General features: G+C 42.6%; 15 protein-coding genes. 7 read left to right on the forward strand and 8 right to left on the reverse strand.

The window, feature by feature from the left end:
- Positions 1-187: 187 nt before the first annotated feature.
- The 7 genes from GZH31_RS14940 to GZH31_RS14970 form a co-directional block, all read right to left on the reverse strand.
- On the reverse strand, positions 188-643 hold the full coding sequence (locus tag GZH31_RS14940) for a hypothetical protein (RefSeq protein ID WP_180311194.1): 456 nt from the start codon (positions 641-643) through the stop codon (positions 188-190).
- Positions 644-785: 142 nt separating this feature from the next.
- Entirely contained in the window at positions 786-3,890 is a 3,105-nt protein-coding gene (locus GZH31_RS14945) for an efflux RND transporter permease subunit (RefSeq protein ID WP_180311195.1), read from the reverse strand.
- Positions 3,887-5,341: an efflux RND transporter periplasmic adaptor subunit gene (locus tag GZH31_RS14950; RefSeq protein WP_180311196.1), complete on the reverse strand. Its 1,455-nt coding sequence runs from the start codon at positions 5,339-5,341 to the stop codon at positions 3,887-3,889. Before GZH31_RS14950 ends, GZH31_RS14945 begins: the two co-directional genes overlap by 4 nt.
- Entirely contained in the window at positions 5,334-6,656 is a 1,323-nt protein-coding gene (locus tag GZH31_RS14955; protein WP_180311197.1) for a TolC family protein, read from the reverse strand. The genes GZH31_RS14950 and GZH31_RS14955 overlap by 8 nt, the downstream gene beginning before the upstream one ends.
- A gap of 103 nt (positions 6,657-6,759) precedes the next feature.
- On the reverse strand, positions 6,760-7,113 hold the full coding sequence (locus GZH31_RS14960; protein ID WP_180311198.1) for a hypothetical protein: 354 nt from the start codon (positions 7,111-7,113) through the stop codon (positions 6,760-6,762).
- Positions 7,114-7,165: 52 nt separating this feature from the next.
- The gene (locus GZH31_RS14965) at positions 7,166-7,771 is read right to left on the reverse strand and encodes a paraquat-inducible protein A (RefSeq protein ID WP_074989218.1); all 606 of its coding nucleotides are present in this window, start codon (positions 7,769-7,771) and stop codon (positions 7,166-7,168) included.
- Between the two features lie 54 nt (positions 7,772-7,825).
- Positions 7,826-9,103 (reverse strand): EAL and HDOD domain-containing protein, encoded by a 1,278-nt coding sequence (locus GZH31_RS14970; RefSeq protein WP_065979574.1) that lies wholly within the window; start codon positions 9,101-9,103, stop codon positions 7,826-7,828.
- A 52-nt stretch (positions 9,104-9,155) separates the two neighbouring features.
- Here GZH31_RS14970 and GZH31_RS14975 point away from each other — a divergent pair, with 52 nt between their 5' ends.
- The 3 genes from GZH31_RS14975 to GZH31_RS14985 all read left to right on the forward strand — a co-directional run bounded on the left by GZH31_RS14975 (position 9,156) and on the right by GZH31_RS14985 (position 11,549).
- Entirely contained in the window at positions 9,156-9,977 is an 822-nt protein-coding gene (locus tag GZH31_RS14975; protein WP_180311199.1) for an ABC transporter substrate-binding protein, read from the forward strand.
- A gap of 75 nt (positions 9,978-10,052) precedes the next feature.
- Entirely contained in the window at positions 10,053-10,619 is a 567-nt protein-coding gene (locus GZH31_RS14980; RefSeq protein ID WP_036973325.1) for an alkylphosphonate utilization protein, read from the forward strand.
- Between the two features lie 120 nt (positions 10,620-10,739).
- Positions 10,740-11,549, forward strand: coding sequence for an META domain-containing protein (locus tag GZH31_RS14985; RefSeq protein WP_065979576.1), 810 nt, complete (start codon positions 10,740-10,742; stop codon positions 11,547-11,549).
- 82 nt (positions 11,550-11,631) lie between these two features.
- Here the strand turns inward: GZH31_RS14985 and GZH31_RS14990 are convergent, their stop codons facing one another.
- Positions 11,632-12,471: a 23S rRNA (adenine(2030)-N(6))-methyltransferase RlmJ gene (locus tag GZH31_RS14990; protein WP_065979384.1), complete on the reverse strand. Its 840-nt coding sequence runs from the start codon at positions 12,469-12,471 to the stop codon at positions 11,632-11,634.
- Positions 12,472-12,711: 240 nt separating this feature from the next.
- Here GZH31_RS14990 and zapB point away from each other — a divergent pair, with 240 nt between their 5' ends.
- The 4 genes from zapB to GZH31_RS15010 all read left to right on the forward strand — a co-directional run bounded on the left by zapB (position 12,712) and on the right by GZH31_RS15010 (position 15,863).
- Complete coding sequence (gene zapB / locus GZH31_RS14995; protein ID WP_036973328.1) at positions 12,712-12,942, forward strand: cell division protein ZapB; 231 nt, start codon at positions 12,712-12,714, stop codon at positions 12,940-12,942.
- Positions 12,942-13,241, forward strand: coding sequence for a cell division protein ZapA (locus GZH31_RS15000; RefSeq protein ID WP_065979385.1), 300 nt, complete (start codon positions 12,942-12,944; stop codon positions 13,239-13,241). Before zapB ends, GZH31_RS15000 begins: the two co-directional genes overlap by 1 nt.
- A gap of 92 nt (positions 13,242-13,333) precedes the next feature.
- Positions 13,334-14,335, forward strand: a complete 1,002-nt coding sequence (locus tag GZH31_RS15005; RefSeq protein WP_180311200.1) for an MBL fold metallo-hydrolase — start codon at positions 13,334-13,336, stop codon at positions 14,333-14,335.
- A gap of 28 nt (positions 14,336-14,363) precedes the next feature.
- Positions 14,364-15,863 carry a transglycosylase SLT domain-containing protein gene (locus GZH31_RS15010; protein WP_176714558.1) on the forward strand — a complete coding sequence of 500 codons (1,500 nt, stop codon included), beginning with the start codon at positions 14,364-14,366 and terminating at the stop codon, positions 15,861-15,863.
- Positions 15,864-15,905 lie beyond the last annotated feature (42 nt).

Below are 15,905 nucleotides of genomic sequence, written 5' to 3' on the forward strand. Positions count from 1 at the left end.
GGTCTATTTTGAGGCAATAAAACCGCGTTGATAACAAGGCTAAAATGTCGTTATTTAGTTGTTCTCGGCCATTGCTCTTGCATTGCATTGCTCTGCATCCATGCAGTCGTAAATCAGACATTTTTAACGCAGGTAGCAACTGGTTTAATCACCCAAAATGATTAAGTATTATTGCGGATTAATGGTATTACATATCCCTATGACGATTAGCACTTTGCATCATTTGCTTTAAGCCTTGATGCTCAAGTTCGAGTAAGCGCTCAAGCTTTTCAATCGTGTCTTGGGTTTCTGCTCGCGAAACAAGGTACTCGTATAAATCGATCACCTTTTTATGTTGAGTTGATAGGTAAACTTGAATGGCTGTTTCGTCTATTTGCTGATCAGTGCTGATGTCACTGAATGTGATCAGTTTAGGGTTGTCTGCAAAATATTCATAGCAGTAAGTATCAAGGGTGTTTATTTCGGTAATGGCTTTAAAGCCAACCAAATCTTCGGCGAGCTTTTTCTCATAGTTGAGATAATACTCCACCAGCATTTGATTATGTTCATCCAATAAGTCTTTTACACTATGGAAGTTGGCCGCCATTTGGGTGTGAAATAAAACGGTCCAATCATAAACCTGTTGTATTGTTTTAACTTGCATGTGCATTCCTTATTAAAGTCAATTTAATAAATAAATGCATAAATCAATCCAGATTAAAAACTCTTTTAAATCAATAAATAAACTGTGTTATGTGTAACCTGTACGCAAAAAAAGCGTACAAGTTACACACTGGCTGTAAAATTTATAGGTCTCGTTTACGCCAGATAAAATACAAAGCAGGTAGCACCAGTAAGGTCAGTACCACGGCACTGAACATCCCACCGACCATAGGCGCAGCAATTCGGCTCATTACCTCACTGCCGGTGCCAGTACCGTAAAGCACCGGTAACAAACCAATTATAATAGTGGCTACGGTCATCATCACAGGTCTAACCCTTAATCCTGCACCATTGATGATTGCTTGGCGAAGTTCAACGACACCAAAGTGCTCTGCTTGCTGTTTAGCCTCGAGATAAGCTTGGTTAAGATACACCAGCATGATCACCCCTATTTCTACGGCAACCCCTGCAAGCGCAATAAAACCAACCCCGACAGCAACAGAGAAGTTGAAACCTTCGATATACATCAGCCAAATACCACCAATCATCGCCAGAGGAAGTGTTAGCATGATCATCGCCACTTCAATAAAGCTTCTAAAGTTAAGGTATAACAGCACCACAATGATAGCGAGCGTTAGCGGTAGCACATAACTCAATTTAGCTTTAGCGCGCTCCATGTACTCGTATTGACCTGCCCACGTAATTGAGTAGCCAGCAGGCAACTCTAGCTGCTCATGCAGTGCCTTTTGGGCACGCTCAACATAGCTGCCGATATCACTGCCTTCAATATCAATTAAACTCCAGCCATTGATTCGCGCATTTTCGCTCTTTATCCCCGGAGGACCGTCTTCGATAAAGACATCAGCCACATCAGCCAGTGCAATTCGCTGCCCACTTGCAGTGACAATAGGCAGCAGCTTGAGCTCTTCTGGCGAATCACGGTAATCTTGTGGATAACGTAAATTAACCGGGTATCGCTCTTGTCCTTCAACCGTTTCGGTTACATTCATACCACCAATTGCAGTCGCCACAACCTGTTGTACATCGGCAATGTTAAGACCATAACGCGCAGCCTTGTCGCGATTGATATCCACTTTAATATAGCGCCCACCCGCTACTCGCTCTGAATACACAGACGCAGTACCCGGTAAGTCTTTTAATATCACTTCAATTTGCTCACCAATTTTCTGTATTTCACTCAGCTTAGGGCCCGCTACTTTAATACCCACTGGCGTTTTAATACCGGTGGCAAGCATATCGATACGCGTTTTAATCGGCATAACCCACGCATTCGTTAAGCCGGGGAACTTCACTAAGCTATCAAGCTCTTTTTTAAGCTTTTCGGTTGTCATTCCCTCACGCCATTGTGATTTAGGCTTAAGCTGAATAAAGGTTTCAATCATGGTGAGTGGCGCAGGATCAGTGGCTGTTTCAGCCCGCCCTACTTTACCAAAGACACTCTCGACTTCTGGCACACTGGCTATAAGTTTATCGGTCTGCTGTAAGAGTTCTCGGGCCTTACCGATTGAAATACCCGGATAGGTTGTGGGCATATACATTAAATCCCCCTCATCAAGCGGAGGGATAAACTCACTGCCAATCTTATTAACCGGATAAAAACCGACTACAGCCAAAATGATAGCCATCACTAGCGTGGTTTTTGGCGCTTTAAGAACCGCATTTAATAACGGTTTATAACTTGCCACAAGTAAACGGTTGACTGGGTTCTTTTGCTCAGAAATAACTTTTCCGCGAATAAAGTAACCCATTAACACCGGCACTAAGGTTATTGCTAAGCCAGCGGAGGCTGCCATGGCATAGGTCTTGGTGTAAGCAAGCGGAGAGAACATACGCCCTTCTTGTGCTTCAAGAATAAACACCGGCATAAAGCTGACAGTAATAATTAATAAACTAAAGAATAATGCAGGGCCCACTTCTGAAGCCGAGTCCATCACCACTTGCCAACGGTTTTCGTCGGTAAGTGGGGTTTTTTCCATGTGCTTGTGCATGTTTTCGATCATAACAATCGCGCCATCCGTCATTGCGCCAATCGCAATCGCAATTCCCCCAAGTGACATGATATTGGCATTAATACCTTGCCAATACATAACCACAAATGCGGTTAATATGCCCATTGGTAAAGTAATAATTGCCACAATTGATGACCGAATGTGAAACAAGAACACCACACACACCAGGGCTACAACGATCAATTCTTCAATCAGTTTTGAGGTCAAATTATCCAGCGCTTTGGTGATTAAGTTAGAGCGGTCATAGACAGGCACAATTTCAACGCCCTCGGGTAAGCCTTTTTTCAAAGAGTCTAACTTTTCTTTTACCTGTTTAATTGTGGCTTGTGCATTTTCACCAAAGCGCATCACAACAACGCCCCCAGCCACTTCGCCTTCACCATTAAGCTCAGCAATACCGCGGCGCATTTGCGGCCCTAATTTTATATCGGCAACATTGCGAAGCTGCAGCGGTGTGCCGTTGGCATTAGTCCCCAACGGGATAGCCTCTAAATCGGCCACACTTTTAATATAACCGGTGCTTGATACCATGTATTCCGCTTCGGCCATTTCAACAACAGAGGCACCTCGCTCCTGGTTACCTTGCTTAATTGCTGTTTGAATCAGGCTCAGAGGAATGCCATAAGCACGCAGTTTATCGGGGTCTACATTGACTTGGTATTGCTTAACCATGCCACCGACCGATGCAACTTCTGACACCCCTGGTACAGTTTGCAATTCAAACTTTAAAAACCAATCTTGTAAGCTACGTAGCTGACTAATATCGTGCTTTCCTGTTTTATCAACTAATGCATAAAGGTAAATCCAACCGACCCCTGTTGCATCGGGACCAAGCTCTGGTCGAGCCGACTCGGGTAAGCGAGCACTCACTTGACTTAAGTACTCTTGCACCCGACTGCGTGCCCAGTATAAATCGGTGTCTTCATTAAATATGACGTAAACATACGAATCGCCAAAAAATGAAAAGCCCCTGACCGTTTCTGCCCCTGGTACCGAGAGCATAGCGGTGGTAATTGGAAACGTTACTTGGTCTTGCACTACTTGTGGTGCTTGCCCAGGATAGGATGTTTTAACGATGACCTGTATGTCAGATAAATCAGGTAGCGCATCAACTGGCGTATTCTTCAAAGAAAAAATGCCAAAGCCTGCCAACATGACGGACAGCAGTAATACAAAGAAACGATTACCGACTGACCAGCGAATGACTGCTGCAATCATTTCATCTCTCCTTGCATTGGATGGCTTAAGGTCATGATGTCAAAAATCATAAACTCACCCTCTACCAGCTTAAACGTGAAATGTACTTCGTCATTAGGCTGTAGGTGTGATAAATCGATACGCGGCGAAAAATGAAACTCCACGGTTGCCGCCTCACGGCCCCATTTTGGAATTGCTTCACGGCTGATCACCGCGGTTCTGGCTTTGCGATCAATACTGTTGATCACCCCATTGACCATGGCACTCTCGCTATCAGGCTCTTGCATACGCATAAAGTCAGAGCTTTTGCTTGATTCGGAGTCAATCAAGAATTGCGCTGATGTCACCACGTTATCGTCTTTTAGTAAGCCTGATAAAATTTCAATGTCGTGATTATCACTGCGCCCAATGGTCACAGCGACGGACTTAAAGCGCCCTTCACCTAAATCAACCACCACTCGGTCTTGGCTACCTGTGCGGATCACCGCCTCTTTCGCTATCACTATCTGTGGCTCTGTTGGCTTAGCCGTAATACTGACCTCAGCAAACATATTCGGTTTTAATAAGCCCTCATCATTCACAAACCGAAGGCGCACACGTAATGTCCGGTTTTTCTCATCGAGGGTAGGATAAATATAATCAACCTTGCCGTGCCATTGACGGCCCGGTAAATAATCTAAGGTCATTGTTACAGGCAAACCTTTACTGATAAGCCCTGCTTGGCGCTCGAACACTTCAGCTTCAACCCATACTTCTTCAAGGTGAGCAATGCTCATCATGGTTGTGCCGGGCTTCACATAAAAGCCTTCTCGAATGTTTAGCTCATCCAGTACACCACTTTGCTTGGCATAAAAGGTGATGTTTTGTCTGACCTTCTGACTTTGCTCTAAGCGCTCAATAAAATCATTCGATACATTTAATGAGGCCAAACGCGCTTTGGCAGCACGAATAAGCACACTATTATTTCGCTTTAGGGCAAGTAGTAACTCTTCTTGTGCGTTCACCAACTGTGGAGAATACAAGGTATAGAGGGGTTCACCTTGCTTTACTTGATCACCCGCAGCTTTCACGAACAGCGTTTCAATCCAGCCTTCAACACGTGGATGAATATGCACTAATTGATCTTGGTCGTATTGCACGTAGCCCACAGTATCAACGGTAGTTTGCAGTGACTTAAAACGTACCGGTGCGGTTCTAACACCTAAATTGTTGACAACGGCAGGTGATATTCTAACTGTTCCGGGGCTGTCTTCGGCGCTGTTTTCTTCATACACTGGGACTAACTCCATGCCCATTGGCGACAATCCTGGCTCATCACGTCGGTAGTTGCTATCCATGGGAGCAACCCAATACAGAGGTTTCTTTTCTGCACTTGGCATAGCGGAATGATCAGCAGTAGAAAGCTGATTTACTACGGTTGCCAAAGCGGCACCCACTGCCAAAGCCACTCCTAATTTAACGGTATTATTCATGATGTGCTCCTTGGCTGTGTGCTGCATTAATTTGGCTGTCTTTTGCTGCTGCGTAATAATTTAAACGTGCCAGCGTAATTTGTGTGTCGATATCGATATTTAGGGCATCTATTTTTGCATTTAGCTCACTGATACGAGCACGCATGACTTCTGAAAAGTCCCCATCATCATTGGTATATGCATTTAATGTGGCTTCGGCTTGCTCTGCCATTTGTGGTAAAAGCTGCTCGACATAAAGCGCTCGACGTTGGGCTAGGCGACTTAACTGGCTAAGCTCTTTAAAGTATTGACCTTGCAGTTTTTGTAACGTGATCAGCTTTGTGGTTTTAACTGCTTCAGCATTTGCAATAGCCGCATTGACTTGCTGATCTTGGCGGTTATCTGTAAATAATGGTAAATCAACACTGACCCCTATCGAGAATAAATCGGCGCGCGAACTTCCCATCGGCGTATCATCACGATAACCATAGCCAACATTCATACCAAACTGTGGCTTATAGGCTTCTTTTGCCACTTCGATTTGTGTGCTTTTTGCACGTAAGGCATGCTCAATAGCCACAACAGCAGGATGCCCCATAAGCACTTCGGTCACGCCTGTTGGTTGCATATTTTGGTATGGAATTAAAGCCGCCACATCACCATTATCACTGCTGACAGGACCACTTAGCATGTCAATTGGCAACCACTGTGCTAAGCGCTTTTTCGCACTATCGAATTGCTGCTCAAGCATCACCAATTTATCTTCTAAGCGTGTAAGCTCTAACTGAGCACGAATGATATCTTGCTGGCGCGTAGTCCCTAAAGAATTTGCATAGCTTGCTTCTGTGATATCAATCAATTGGTTGAATAAGGCTTTATCTTGGTTAATTAATTGGATACTTTGCTGAGCTCGGTAGGCATTTAACCATGCTTCAGTAACAATAGCCTTTACTTGCGCTTGTCGGTCAGCACGTTGCCATGGGTATTGCTCGGCCGATTGCCTTAACGCTTGTTGCTGTAATGCCAAGCTATCACCGCGGCTAAACTGTTGTGATAAACCGACCTTAAATTGCGTCATGCCTTCTTGATCAAAGGCAAAACCATCCGTCGGTAAATTCATTAGCCCGACCGTCAGAACAGGGTCTGGCAAGGTGCCTGCGGCAATACTTTGCGATTCAATTGCCTCTTGCTGATATTTGTTTGCTTGTAGCCAAGGCTCATGCGTCAGTGCGTATTCAACCACGCCATTCAGTGTTAATGGATTAGACTGAACCATACTGGAAGTCGTTACTAATACACCAAGGCAAAATGCCTTCAAAAATTTGCTGTGAGTCATCACATGCTCCACTAAAATTCTAGAAAGTTAAAAAACAATAGAGTTAGGGGCAGAATGGGTTGTAAAGCAGCGCTTAGCTGAATTTTTGACAGACCTATCCTGCTTAAGCAGTAATAGGTGGGCGATATAAAGAACTTATAGGATAGCTGCGTTGGCTAACATTAAACAAACGTACTTTTTCAGATTGTTTGTTAGCATTCATCACTGTGCTATTGAGAGGAAGGAGTGAATGCGCAGTACACGCATTAAATGGACACGCACAGTCGGCACTGTCCATGGTATCTTCATGACAACAGTCCATGTCAGACATGTCGTTATCATTGTCCATATCGGCATGATGATTCATAGCCATTGAAGCATGCGGCATGTCGCAGACCATTGACACAGACGCAACTGCCTGACTCACAAATGTGAGCAGCATCATGGCTATTAACATATAGCTTGAAAGTCGCGTCATCAACATACCTTAAATATTAATCGTGTAAATTGTAGCCTGAAAATTACGCCAACTACAAGGGTTTCTCTATTTTTATACTGCTACTAGCGGCTATTGCAAATAAACAGTAGCCAGTAAAATACCAAAAACCCACCCCCAGCTCTGCGTGCATTTTTATCAACTCACCCATTTGACCATCGGCATTGCCTGCTAAATAAGCAACGATTAATGCAATGACAAACACATCAACCATACTCCATTTGCTGAGTTGCTGAATAAGTTGACCGAGTAACTGCTTAAATTTATTCACGGGAAGAAAACAATACAGTAACTGCATCAATAATTTTATTGTCGGGATAACAATCGAAAACACCGCAACGAGTACCGCTACTAAGTAGTTTTTATTGTTAGCAAGCTCGTTCACAGTGCCCCAAATACTGCGCGTTTTTTTGTACGCGTCTATTTCGCCTTCAAGCTTATCAAGACCTAACATACTGGAGGCCATCATCAATACGCTGCGCGTATTTCTGTCACCTTCATCTGCTAACATTTCAATGCCTGTTTTAGCTAACTTAGATTTATCTATTTTACCTTCTAACGTGAGAACGGGCTGAGTAACCCCTGGGACAAGTAAAGCGAGGGCAAAAATAATCGTCACAATTGGAAATATTGAACGCATGGTATAAAAACCTTATCCACTAACAGTGCGAGCATAATAACCAACTCAATGTCATTAGTCTGCAATTGATGACAAGGTCGTCAATACTTCATCTGCGTAAGCACGTGCGCTGTACATTGCTTTAAATACAACGTCCATGTGTGAAGCTGGCCGAATCATGGTTAAAAATGACCGCACGTCTTGCCATTGTTCTTCTTCGATTGCTTTAACAAGTCGCAGGCTAATACCTTGCATACCATTAAAGCTTAACAATGCACTGGAAAGTTCTGCGCCGAGTGAAAACTCTTTTGTAACTCTATCTAATTCCATATCGAGAATGGCATCAAGCACAGACAGCAATCCGACTAAATAACCTTGCTCTGATAGCTCTTTACCACCGGGTTCAAGCATCAACGCAATAAACTTTGCACGTGTAAGCGCAAGCTTGGTTAATTCTTGTGGTTTATCATTCCCCAATTCACTTAATGCTAAAACACGGACAAACTGACGAATCGCATCTTCACCTAAGTAAATAACCGCTTGTGAGATTGATTTTATCGTTTGTTGTGAATTAGGTGAGCGTGCATTTACCAATCTTAAAATACGCGCTGTTAAACCAAGGTCTCGACCAACGCGTTGCTGCACCGCATCAAAGTCAATATCAGGCCTTGCTGTACAGCTTAGTAAATCAAGTACTGCCATTTTCGACGGTTCAACATTACCAAAGCTAAGCACTTCTGGCTTTGCAAAAAAGAAACCTTGAAATAAATCACAACCCGCGTCTTTTAACTGTTTAAAGTCATCATAATTTTCTATGCGTTCAACGATTATGATTGCATCTGGGTAACTGCGTTTTAGCTTTTTGATCATCATATTGGTTTTAATAATAGGATGCTCAACCTCTAACTTGATGAAGTCCATCAAAGGAAGTATGTCTTGCCATTTTTCAGTGCCATCATAATCATCAAGGGCAAAAAAATAGCCCTCTTTTTTGAGCTGTTTAACACGTGTTACAACTTTTGGGATACTTGTCGTTCGCTCAACTATTTCGAGTACTGCACTGCTTGGTTGGAGCAGTCGCGGAAAATCATCAAGAATGGCATCGGTCGATAAATTAATAAACGCGGGTTGAAACCCTGTAAGTTTTTCAAGTCCCATTAACATCAATGCATTAAAAAAGAGTCGCCCAGTGGCTTGGCCATCACTGGTTCCTATCGGAAAAACATTATCGCTCGATTCTCTGTATAACAATTCATACGCATACACACTTCTATCAGCATTAAATATTGGCTGCCTGGCTATATACTGAGTCACGTTTTGACTTTTTTTACCTTCCATATTTAACTCTGACATATTACTTCTCACTAAATGTAACTAAAGCCACATTACAATTGTTATAAGTATAGTGAAAGATGTTTTCCTTGCTAAAAAAGAAAAACCCGACCAAACTAAATTTATGAATAACTTTAAACATAGTCCATTGCACTTAATTTTTTCGTTATTTTTCATAATTTTATACGGTGCTATTTTTAGCTCTGCGCATGCGGCATCGCCCCCTGCGTTAAAGTATAATATTACGGCCTCTGGAAGCTATTACCCATACTATATTGATGACGAAAACTCGCCCGGTATCCTGCCAGAAATCATCCAACATGTGCTAACTCTTTCCAACATTGATGCACAACACATTGAATTGCCAGCCAAACGTACGGTTAAGTATCTTCATTTAGGTCACATCGATTTTGATGTAATCAGTCCTGAATGGCTCAGTGAGAAAGAGCGAGAAAATGATATGTTCCGCTATTCAGATAATTTATTTACCGTCGAAGAATACCTTGTTAGCTTGAGTAAAAATATCAACAAATGGCAAGATTTAGAGGCAATAAAAAAGCACCCTGTTGGCACGGTACTTGGCTATTACTATTATGATGATGAGCGCTTCACGCGCGTTGATTTTCACTCCGAAAAAGAACTGGTTAAAGCATTACAACTCAACAGAATAGAGGTGGCAATTATTGATAAGCTCTCTGCGATATACTGGTCAAACTGGTTCAATATCAATACGCAGCTTGGCGCCCTTCATTCACAAGGTAATTTGAAAATTCGTATCCGAGCAGAACACCAATCGCTCCTCAAGAATATAAATGCAGCTATTGAACAACTTAAAAATAATGGCACGATTGATACCATCATCAATAAATACACAAAAAACATACCCCCACAATAATTAGGGATATTCCGCTTAGGGGCTACATTTGCTATACTGCGCGCTGTTTTTCTTGTTAACTTAAAAGAGCCTCCTATGAGCATTGAACAAGCCCTTATCGAACGCAGTAATAACCAATGTGAACTGTGCGCCGCAACAGAGAATTTATCTGTATACGAAGTCCCTCCTGTCACAGAAGCTCACTCTGATAAATGTATCTATGTCTGTCAGACTTGCAAAGACCAAATCGAAAATAACGCAGAATTAACTGCAACTCACTGGCATTGCCTAAATGACAGCATGTGGAGTCAAACGCCTGCCGTTCAAGTGGTGGCGTATCGTATGTTAAAACGTTTAGCGGCAGATAATGGCTGGGCACAAGATGCTTTAGACATGATTTACCTTGAAGAAGACACACTAAAGTGGGCGCAAACAGCCCTTGCTGAAGATGATGACATTAAACATATCGACAGTAATGGCGTTGTGCTTCAAGCCGGCGATACAGTAACGCTAATCAAAGATCTCGATGTAAAAGGGAGCAGCCTCGTTGCTAAGCGCGGCACCGCCGTAAGAAATATTGGTTTAACCAGTAACCCTGAACACATTGAAGGACGTGTCGATGGGCAACGTATCGTTATTCTAACAAAATACGTGAAAAAATAATTTCTTATTAAAAATGGGCCTTGCGCCCACTTTGACTCAATTAAGCTATGATTAAGTCAGCGAACTTTATGCTAATACAATAATCTCAGTGTATAACACTAAAAACGCAAGGAAAATATCATGGCTTCGGATACCTTTTCATCTTTAAAACGTGCTTCACTTTGCAGCGTAATGATCTTAGGAAGCAGCTTAGTTCTTACCGGTTGTGGCGAAGACTCTGCCGCGCCTCAAGCAGAGCAATCAACAATGAAAACGCTCAATACGCAAATTACTTATTTAGACCGTAGCATGCTGCCACCAGGCTCTGTATTGAAAGTGCAGTTAGCCGATGTATCAAAAATGGATGCAAAAGCAGACGTGATCAGCGAACAAGAAGTTGCGTTAAAAGGGGCGCCTCCTTATAACGTCGCACTTGAGTATGATGAAAGTAAAATTGCTGATCGCCATCGTTATAGTGTCGGCGCTCGAATCGAAAACCAAGGCAAGCTGTTATACATTAGCACCACTCACAACAACCCGTTTGCTGAAGGTGCTCAGAATGATGTGTATAAAGTGACGGTATCTAAAGTGTCGGCGAAAAAGCCCGATGTAACGTTAACTAATACATATTGGAAAGCAGTCACGATTAACGGTGAACCCGTTAAAGTAGAAACAAAAGAGCCTTTCATTCAATTTAAAGAAGATGGCTCAACGCATGGTTTCCTTGGCTGTAATAGCTTTTCAGGCAGCTATGACGTGAATAATCAATCACTCACCTTCAACCCGTTAGCCAGCACTAAGAAAATGTGTATCGAGCAAATGGATATTGAAGCTGCAATGTCAGCTCTACTCACTGCGACAGCGCAATTTTCAATTAATGGTGAGCAGCTTACGCTATTAGATGGCAGCAGCGAACCCCTTGCTACATTTGCAGCAACCTATATGAATTAATGACAGTTAACACGAAAACGCCCCGCAATTGCGGGGCGTTTTTTATTTATACCCTTTATTAAATAGGCACATTGTTGCAGCATTACTCTTCAACTAATTGCTCACTGCGATAAAAGCCACTACTGTCACTTAATACAGAAACAAGCTCAGGTAAAACCGCGTCCATCGTCTGTTTTAGTTTCCATGGTGGGTTGATCACTATCATGCCTGAGGCCGTCATACCATGTACCTCAGTATCTGCTTCGGTGGCTAATTCAAATAATTGAATATTACGCATGCCAGATGCGATTAAACCTGCTTCCATTTTATCTATGCGCTCACGATCAACGACCGGATACCAAATCATGTACGTACCCGTTGCAAAGCGTTTGTGCGCTTTAACGAGGGTTTTTACCACCGTATCATAGTCATCTTTAATTTCGTATGGAGGGTCAATCAGCACACATGCACGACGCGATGGCGGTGGCAGCAGACCAACTAACCCTTGAAAACCATTTTCGCCACGCACACGGATAGAGCGTTTACCTATCATATTCTGCTTAAGTAATGCTAAGTCGCGAGGATGTAACTCAAAAAACCAGCCATTATCTTGGCGACGCAAAAAGTGTTCAGCAATTTTTGGCGAGCCAGGATAGAAATCTAATTCGCCATTCTGGTTAAACGATTTAATCAGCTCTATATACTCATTTAACGGTGCATGCTCACTCTGGTGCTGCCAAAGCTTTGCTATGCCATCTAAATACTCTTGTGTTTTTTGTGCATCACTGCCCGCTAGTTCAAAAAAGCCCGCCCCCGAATGGGTATCAATATAATCGAGAGGCTTATCTTTAATTGTTTGGTATTTAAGAACTTCAGCTAAAACCAGATGTTTAAGCACATCAGCAGGATTGCCTGCATGAAAAGAGTGTCGGTAACTAAGCATATTTATAAATCGCTAAATGCAGTGCTGCATGAAAAATAGATGAAGATATTGTACATGATAAATAGTGAATAATCCTAAAATCTAAGCGCAGAGTGAACCATAAATGAATAAAAATGCAGCTACGCTGAATTACACCTTAATTTTAAATAAAAATACGCTAAAACAGGCGTAAATGCTGGCATATCAACACACTTTCCTTTACATTTGCATGACAATAATCACAGTTTTATGAGCGCATTTATGAATAACGAAACCCTTTCCCAACTCGAACAACTGATCGACAAATTAATCCACCGAAACAGCGAACTTGAAAGCGAAGTGAAAAGCTTAAAAGATCAAACTGCCAAATTAATAGACGAGAACGAAACGCTTCAACTTGAAGTACTCGATAGCGAAGAAAAACAAAAAGAAGCAAGCAGCACATTAACTGGCCTGCTTGAGAAATTACAAAGCGTACATCAGGCTAGCTAATGAGCAGCCCACAAAGTCAGCGGGTCACCGTAGAGTTACTAGGTAAAGAACATGAGTTCTCTTGCCCACCGGGACAAGAGAACGCCCTAGTTGCTGCTGCACAACATTTGAATGACTTAGTGGACCAAATGAAACAACGCTCTTCTGTTCGTAATGAACAAAAAGCGTTATTAATGGCTGCGCTGCACTTAAGCCATGAATTGCTCGAAGCACAATCGCAACAAGCAAAACAAGAGCAACAGCATGACTCTTTAATCGATAAACTTAGCCAGTACTTAGACCAAACTCACTCGACTTAACACGCCGTGAGTGGTATTGGTTATATAAAAAGCGCATCTTGCGCTTTTTTTGTTTACAATGCTCAACCTGAATAATAACCGAGCAAATTAGAATGCGCATATATGCTTTATCAATGTGGGCTTTTTTAGCGCTACTAACAGCAAGTTTCTCATCTAAAGCCAAGGTTACATGGCAGACTATCAGCCCTGAGATTCAATTTTTACAACAACAGGCATCGCTGCGCTTTTACGATTCAAACCAGGTCCTTATTGAAGGTAAAACGTGTGCACTTATGTTTGATGCCAGCGGTGATTTTGCCGCGGTTGAGCAACTCGCACAGCGTTTGAAAAAGCGCTTAAAAACACCTTTATGCTACTTGGTTGCGAGTCATTATCATGATGACCACTTGCTGGGTCTTGCAGTGTTACAAGCCACGTTCCCTGATGCAAAATTGATTGTTCATCAGCAACTAGCGAATGAATTCACCCACTATCAAAAAGCCTTAAACGATAAACTTGATGGCTATGAAAAAAGCATAGAACTAAGTTATCAACGTTTAGCAAGCCAACCACAAGAACAACAAGCCGTTTGGCGAGAAAAACTATCACTTGCTAAAAAACGCCTGTTTCGTTGGCGCGAATTAACACTCAACCCCCCCGCAATCCGTATTGCTAAAGAAACGCATCTCGACCTTGGTGATTACCCGATTACTGTTATGCCGTATCAAGCACACACGCATGGCGACTTAGTATTAACAGCCGATCATGGCCGGGTATTACTTGGTGGAGATATAACCGATTGGTTACCTTACCCAGGGCATGGGCAAATAGATAATTGGCTCGCAGCGTTAACTGAAATTCAACAAAATAGTGCTATCACAACAATTTTACCGGGTCATGGTGCACAACTAACTCCTGCAGAACTTAATCAGCCGAAAACATTTTTATCTGCTATTTTGACACTTGCAAATGCACAGCCCGAGAAGCCTATTGGTGAGTTAATTCCCCTGTTTCCTGAGCAAATAAAACAAGACTATCACCTTGATGAAGTCGGTCAACGCGCTTTCGTCATGTTTCTAGAAGCTGGACTTAAGCAGGCCAAATCGTCAAAATAGCGCTAAAATAGTAAAGGGATTTTATTACATGGCTTTAATGCGTTTGAAATATTTACTATTGCTGAGTTTTTTTATTGGCCTACAAGGATGCCAAACGACTCAGCAAGATACACAACAAGAGCAACAGGCTCGGCCAGAGATTTTTAGCCATTTCAAGCCTGATTTAAGCTTACAAACACAGCCGACTGAGCAACCTGTTGCTACAGCCGATAAGACTGCTGAACCTGTAAAACTTCAACCTTATAAAGATACGCCACTCGCTAAACCGCGAGCGACTGATTTGTGGCAACACATTGCAAATAATCTATCGTTGGTATTTCAAACCAATAAGCATACGACAGCCCGGATAAAGTGGTACTTAAAGCAACCAGCCTACCTTGAAAAAGTGAACCGACGCGCTGCACCGTATCTTTACCATATCGTCAAACGTGTCGAAAAACAGAATTTACCGATGGAACTTGCATTACTCCCCTTCGTAGAGAGTGACTTTAGACCCACTATTCAATCATCAGAGCAAGCTGTGGGAATATGGCAGTTAGTCGGGGCAACTGCCTATCACTTTGGCGTGCAGAGCGACCAATGGTACGACGGCCGCCAAGATATTCTCGCCTCAACCGATGCTGCCTTAGCGTACCTCAGTTATTTGCACAAACGCTTTGATGGCGATTGGTTACACGCAATCGCGGCCTATAACAGTGGTGAAGGGCGTGTTAAGAAAGCCATCGAGAAGAATAAAAAACTCGGTAAGAAAACCGATTACTGGTCGCTGTCATTACCAAAAGAAACCGCTGAATATATCCCTAAATTATTAGCACTCAGCCACTTAATCAGACACCCTGAAAAAGGCCTAAAACGCCCAAAACTCGCTAATAAACCGCTCACAACGGAGTTTAATGTCGGCCAGCAATTTGATTTTTCGGTAATTGCGAGTTTATCTGGGATTGGGCGTAGCCAATTACATAAACTAAACCCTGGCTATTTAAAGAATCAAAGCTCTCCTAATGGCCCCCACACGCTGATATTACCAATAGAGCAGCGTACTTTATTACAGAGTAAACTATTTCGTAATAACTTTATTGGCGAGTACACCGTTCAAAAGGACGATACGCTTTATCGCATCGCAAGACGTTTTAATATGCCTATAAGCCAATTAAAAATGCTCAATAATAAAACCTCGAATCTCATTAAAGTGGGTGAGCAATTGCGCCTAAGTAAACCTCAAACGATGCCTGGATCGTTAATAGTTGATTACAATATCAGCCCGTATTTAGAGCAACAAGAAGACGTTGTTTCAACTGTTGCTGTCGATTATCAAGTAAAGCCGGGGGATTCTATTTGGAGCATTAGTCAGCTTTTTGATGTTCCTCATAAAGACGTGGCTATTTGGAATAAACTCAGCGCCTCTAGCCTACTAAAACCAGGCACCATACTAACTTTACATATCCCTCAAGCAAAGCCACCAGCCCCTCAAACATCAGCCAGCGAGGCTATGCTGTCGGGTATTGAAAGCTCTTTGAAAAAGCCTTGATTGCTGTGTCATTGTGGTTAGCGTAAAATCAGTGTTTATATT

The sequence above is a fragment of the Pseudoalteromonas sp. JSTW genome (assembly GCF_013423925.1).
Taxonomy (GTDB): domain Bacteria; phylum Pseudomonadota; class Gammaproteobacteria; order Enterobacterales; family Alteromonadaceae; genus Pseudoalteromonas; species Pseudoalteromonas lipolytica.

Excerpts from the sequence above, each read along its gene's own strand:
- GZH31_RS14940 (WP_180311194.1), bottom strand. The coding sequence starts at position 643 with ATGCAAGTTAAAACAATACAACAGGTTTATGATTGGACCGTTTTATTT.
- zapB (WP_036973328.1), top strand. The coding sequence starts at position 12,712 with ATGAATAACGAAACCCTTTCCCAACTCGAACAACTGATCGACAAATTA.
- GZH31_RS15000 (WP_065979385.1), top strand. The coding sequence starts at position 12,942 with ATGAGCAGCCCACAAAGTCAGCGGGTCACCGTAGAGTTACTAGGTAAA.
- GZH31_RS14960 (WP_180311198.1), bottom strand. The coding sequence starts at position 7,113 with ATGACGCGACTTTCAAGCTATATGTTAATAGCCATGATGCTGCTCACA.
- GZH31_RS14985 (WP_065979576.1), top strand. The coding sequence starts at position 10,740 with ATGGCTTCGGATACCTTTTCATCTTTAAAACGTGCTTCACTTTGCAGC.
- GZH31_RS14965 (WP_074989218.1), bottom strand. The coding sequence starts at position 7,771 with ATGCGTTCAATATTTCCAATTGTGACGATTATTTTTGCCCTCGCTTTA.
- GZH31_RS14945 (WP_180311195.1), bottom strand. The coding sequence starts at position 3,890 with ATGATTGCAGCAGTCATTCGCTGGTCAGTCGGTAATCGTTTCTTTGTA.
- GZH31_RS14990 (WP_065979384.1), bottom strand. The coding sequence starts at position 12,471 with ATGCTTAGTTACCGACACTCTTTTCATGCAGGCAATCCTGCTGATGTG.
- GZH31_RS15010 (WP_176714558.1), top strand. The coding sequence starts at position 14,364 with ATGGCTTTAATGCGTTTGAAATATTTACTATTGCTGAGTTTTTTTATT.
- GZH31_RS14970 (WP_065979574.1), bottom strand. The coding sequence starts at position 9,103 with ATGTCAGAGTTAAATATGGAAGGTAAAAAAAGTCAAAACGTGACTCAG.
- GZH31_RS14955 (WP_180311197.1), bottom strand. The coding sequence starts at position 6,656 with ATGACTCACAGCAAATTTTTGAAGGCATTTTGCCTTGGTGTATTAGTA.
- GZH31_RS14950 (WP_180311196.1), bottom strand. The coding sequence starts at position 5,341 with ATGAATAATACCGTTAAATTAGGAGTGGCTTTGGCAGTGGGTGCCGCT.
- GZH31_RS15005 (WP_180311200.1), top strand. The coding sequence starts at position 13,334 with ATGCGCATATATGCTTTATCAATGTGGGCTTTTTTAGCGCTACTAACA.
- GZH31_RS14980 (WP_036973325.1), top strand. The coding sequence starts at position 10,053 with ATGAGCATTGAACAAGCCCTTATCGAACGCAGTAATAACCAATGTGAA.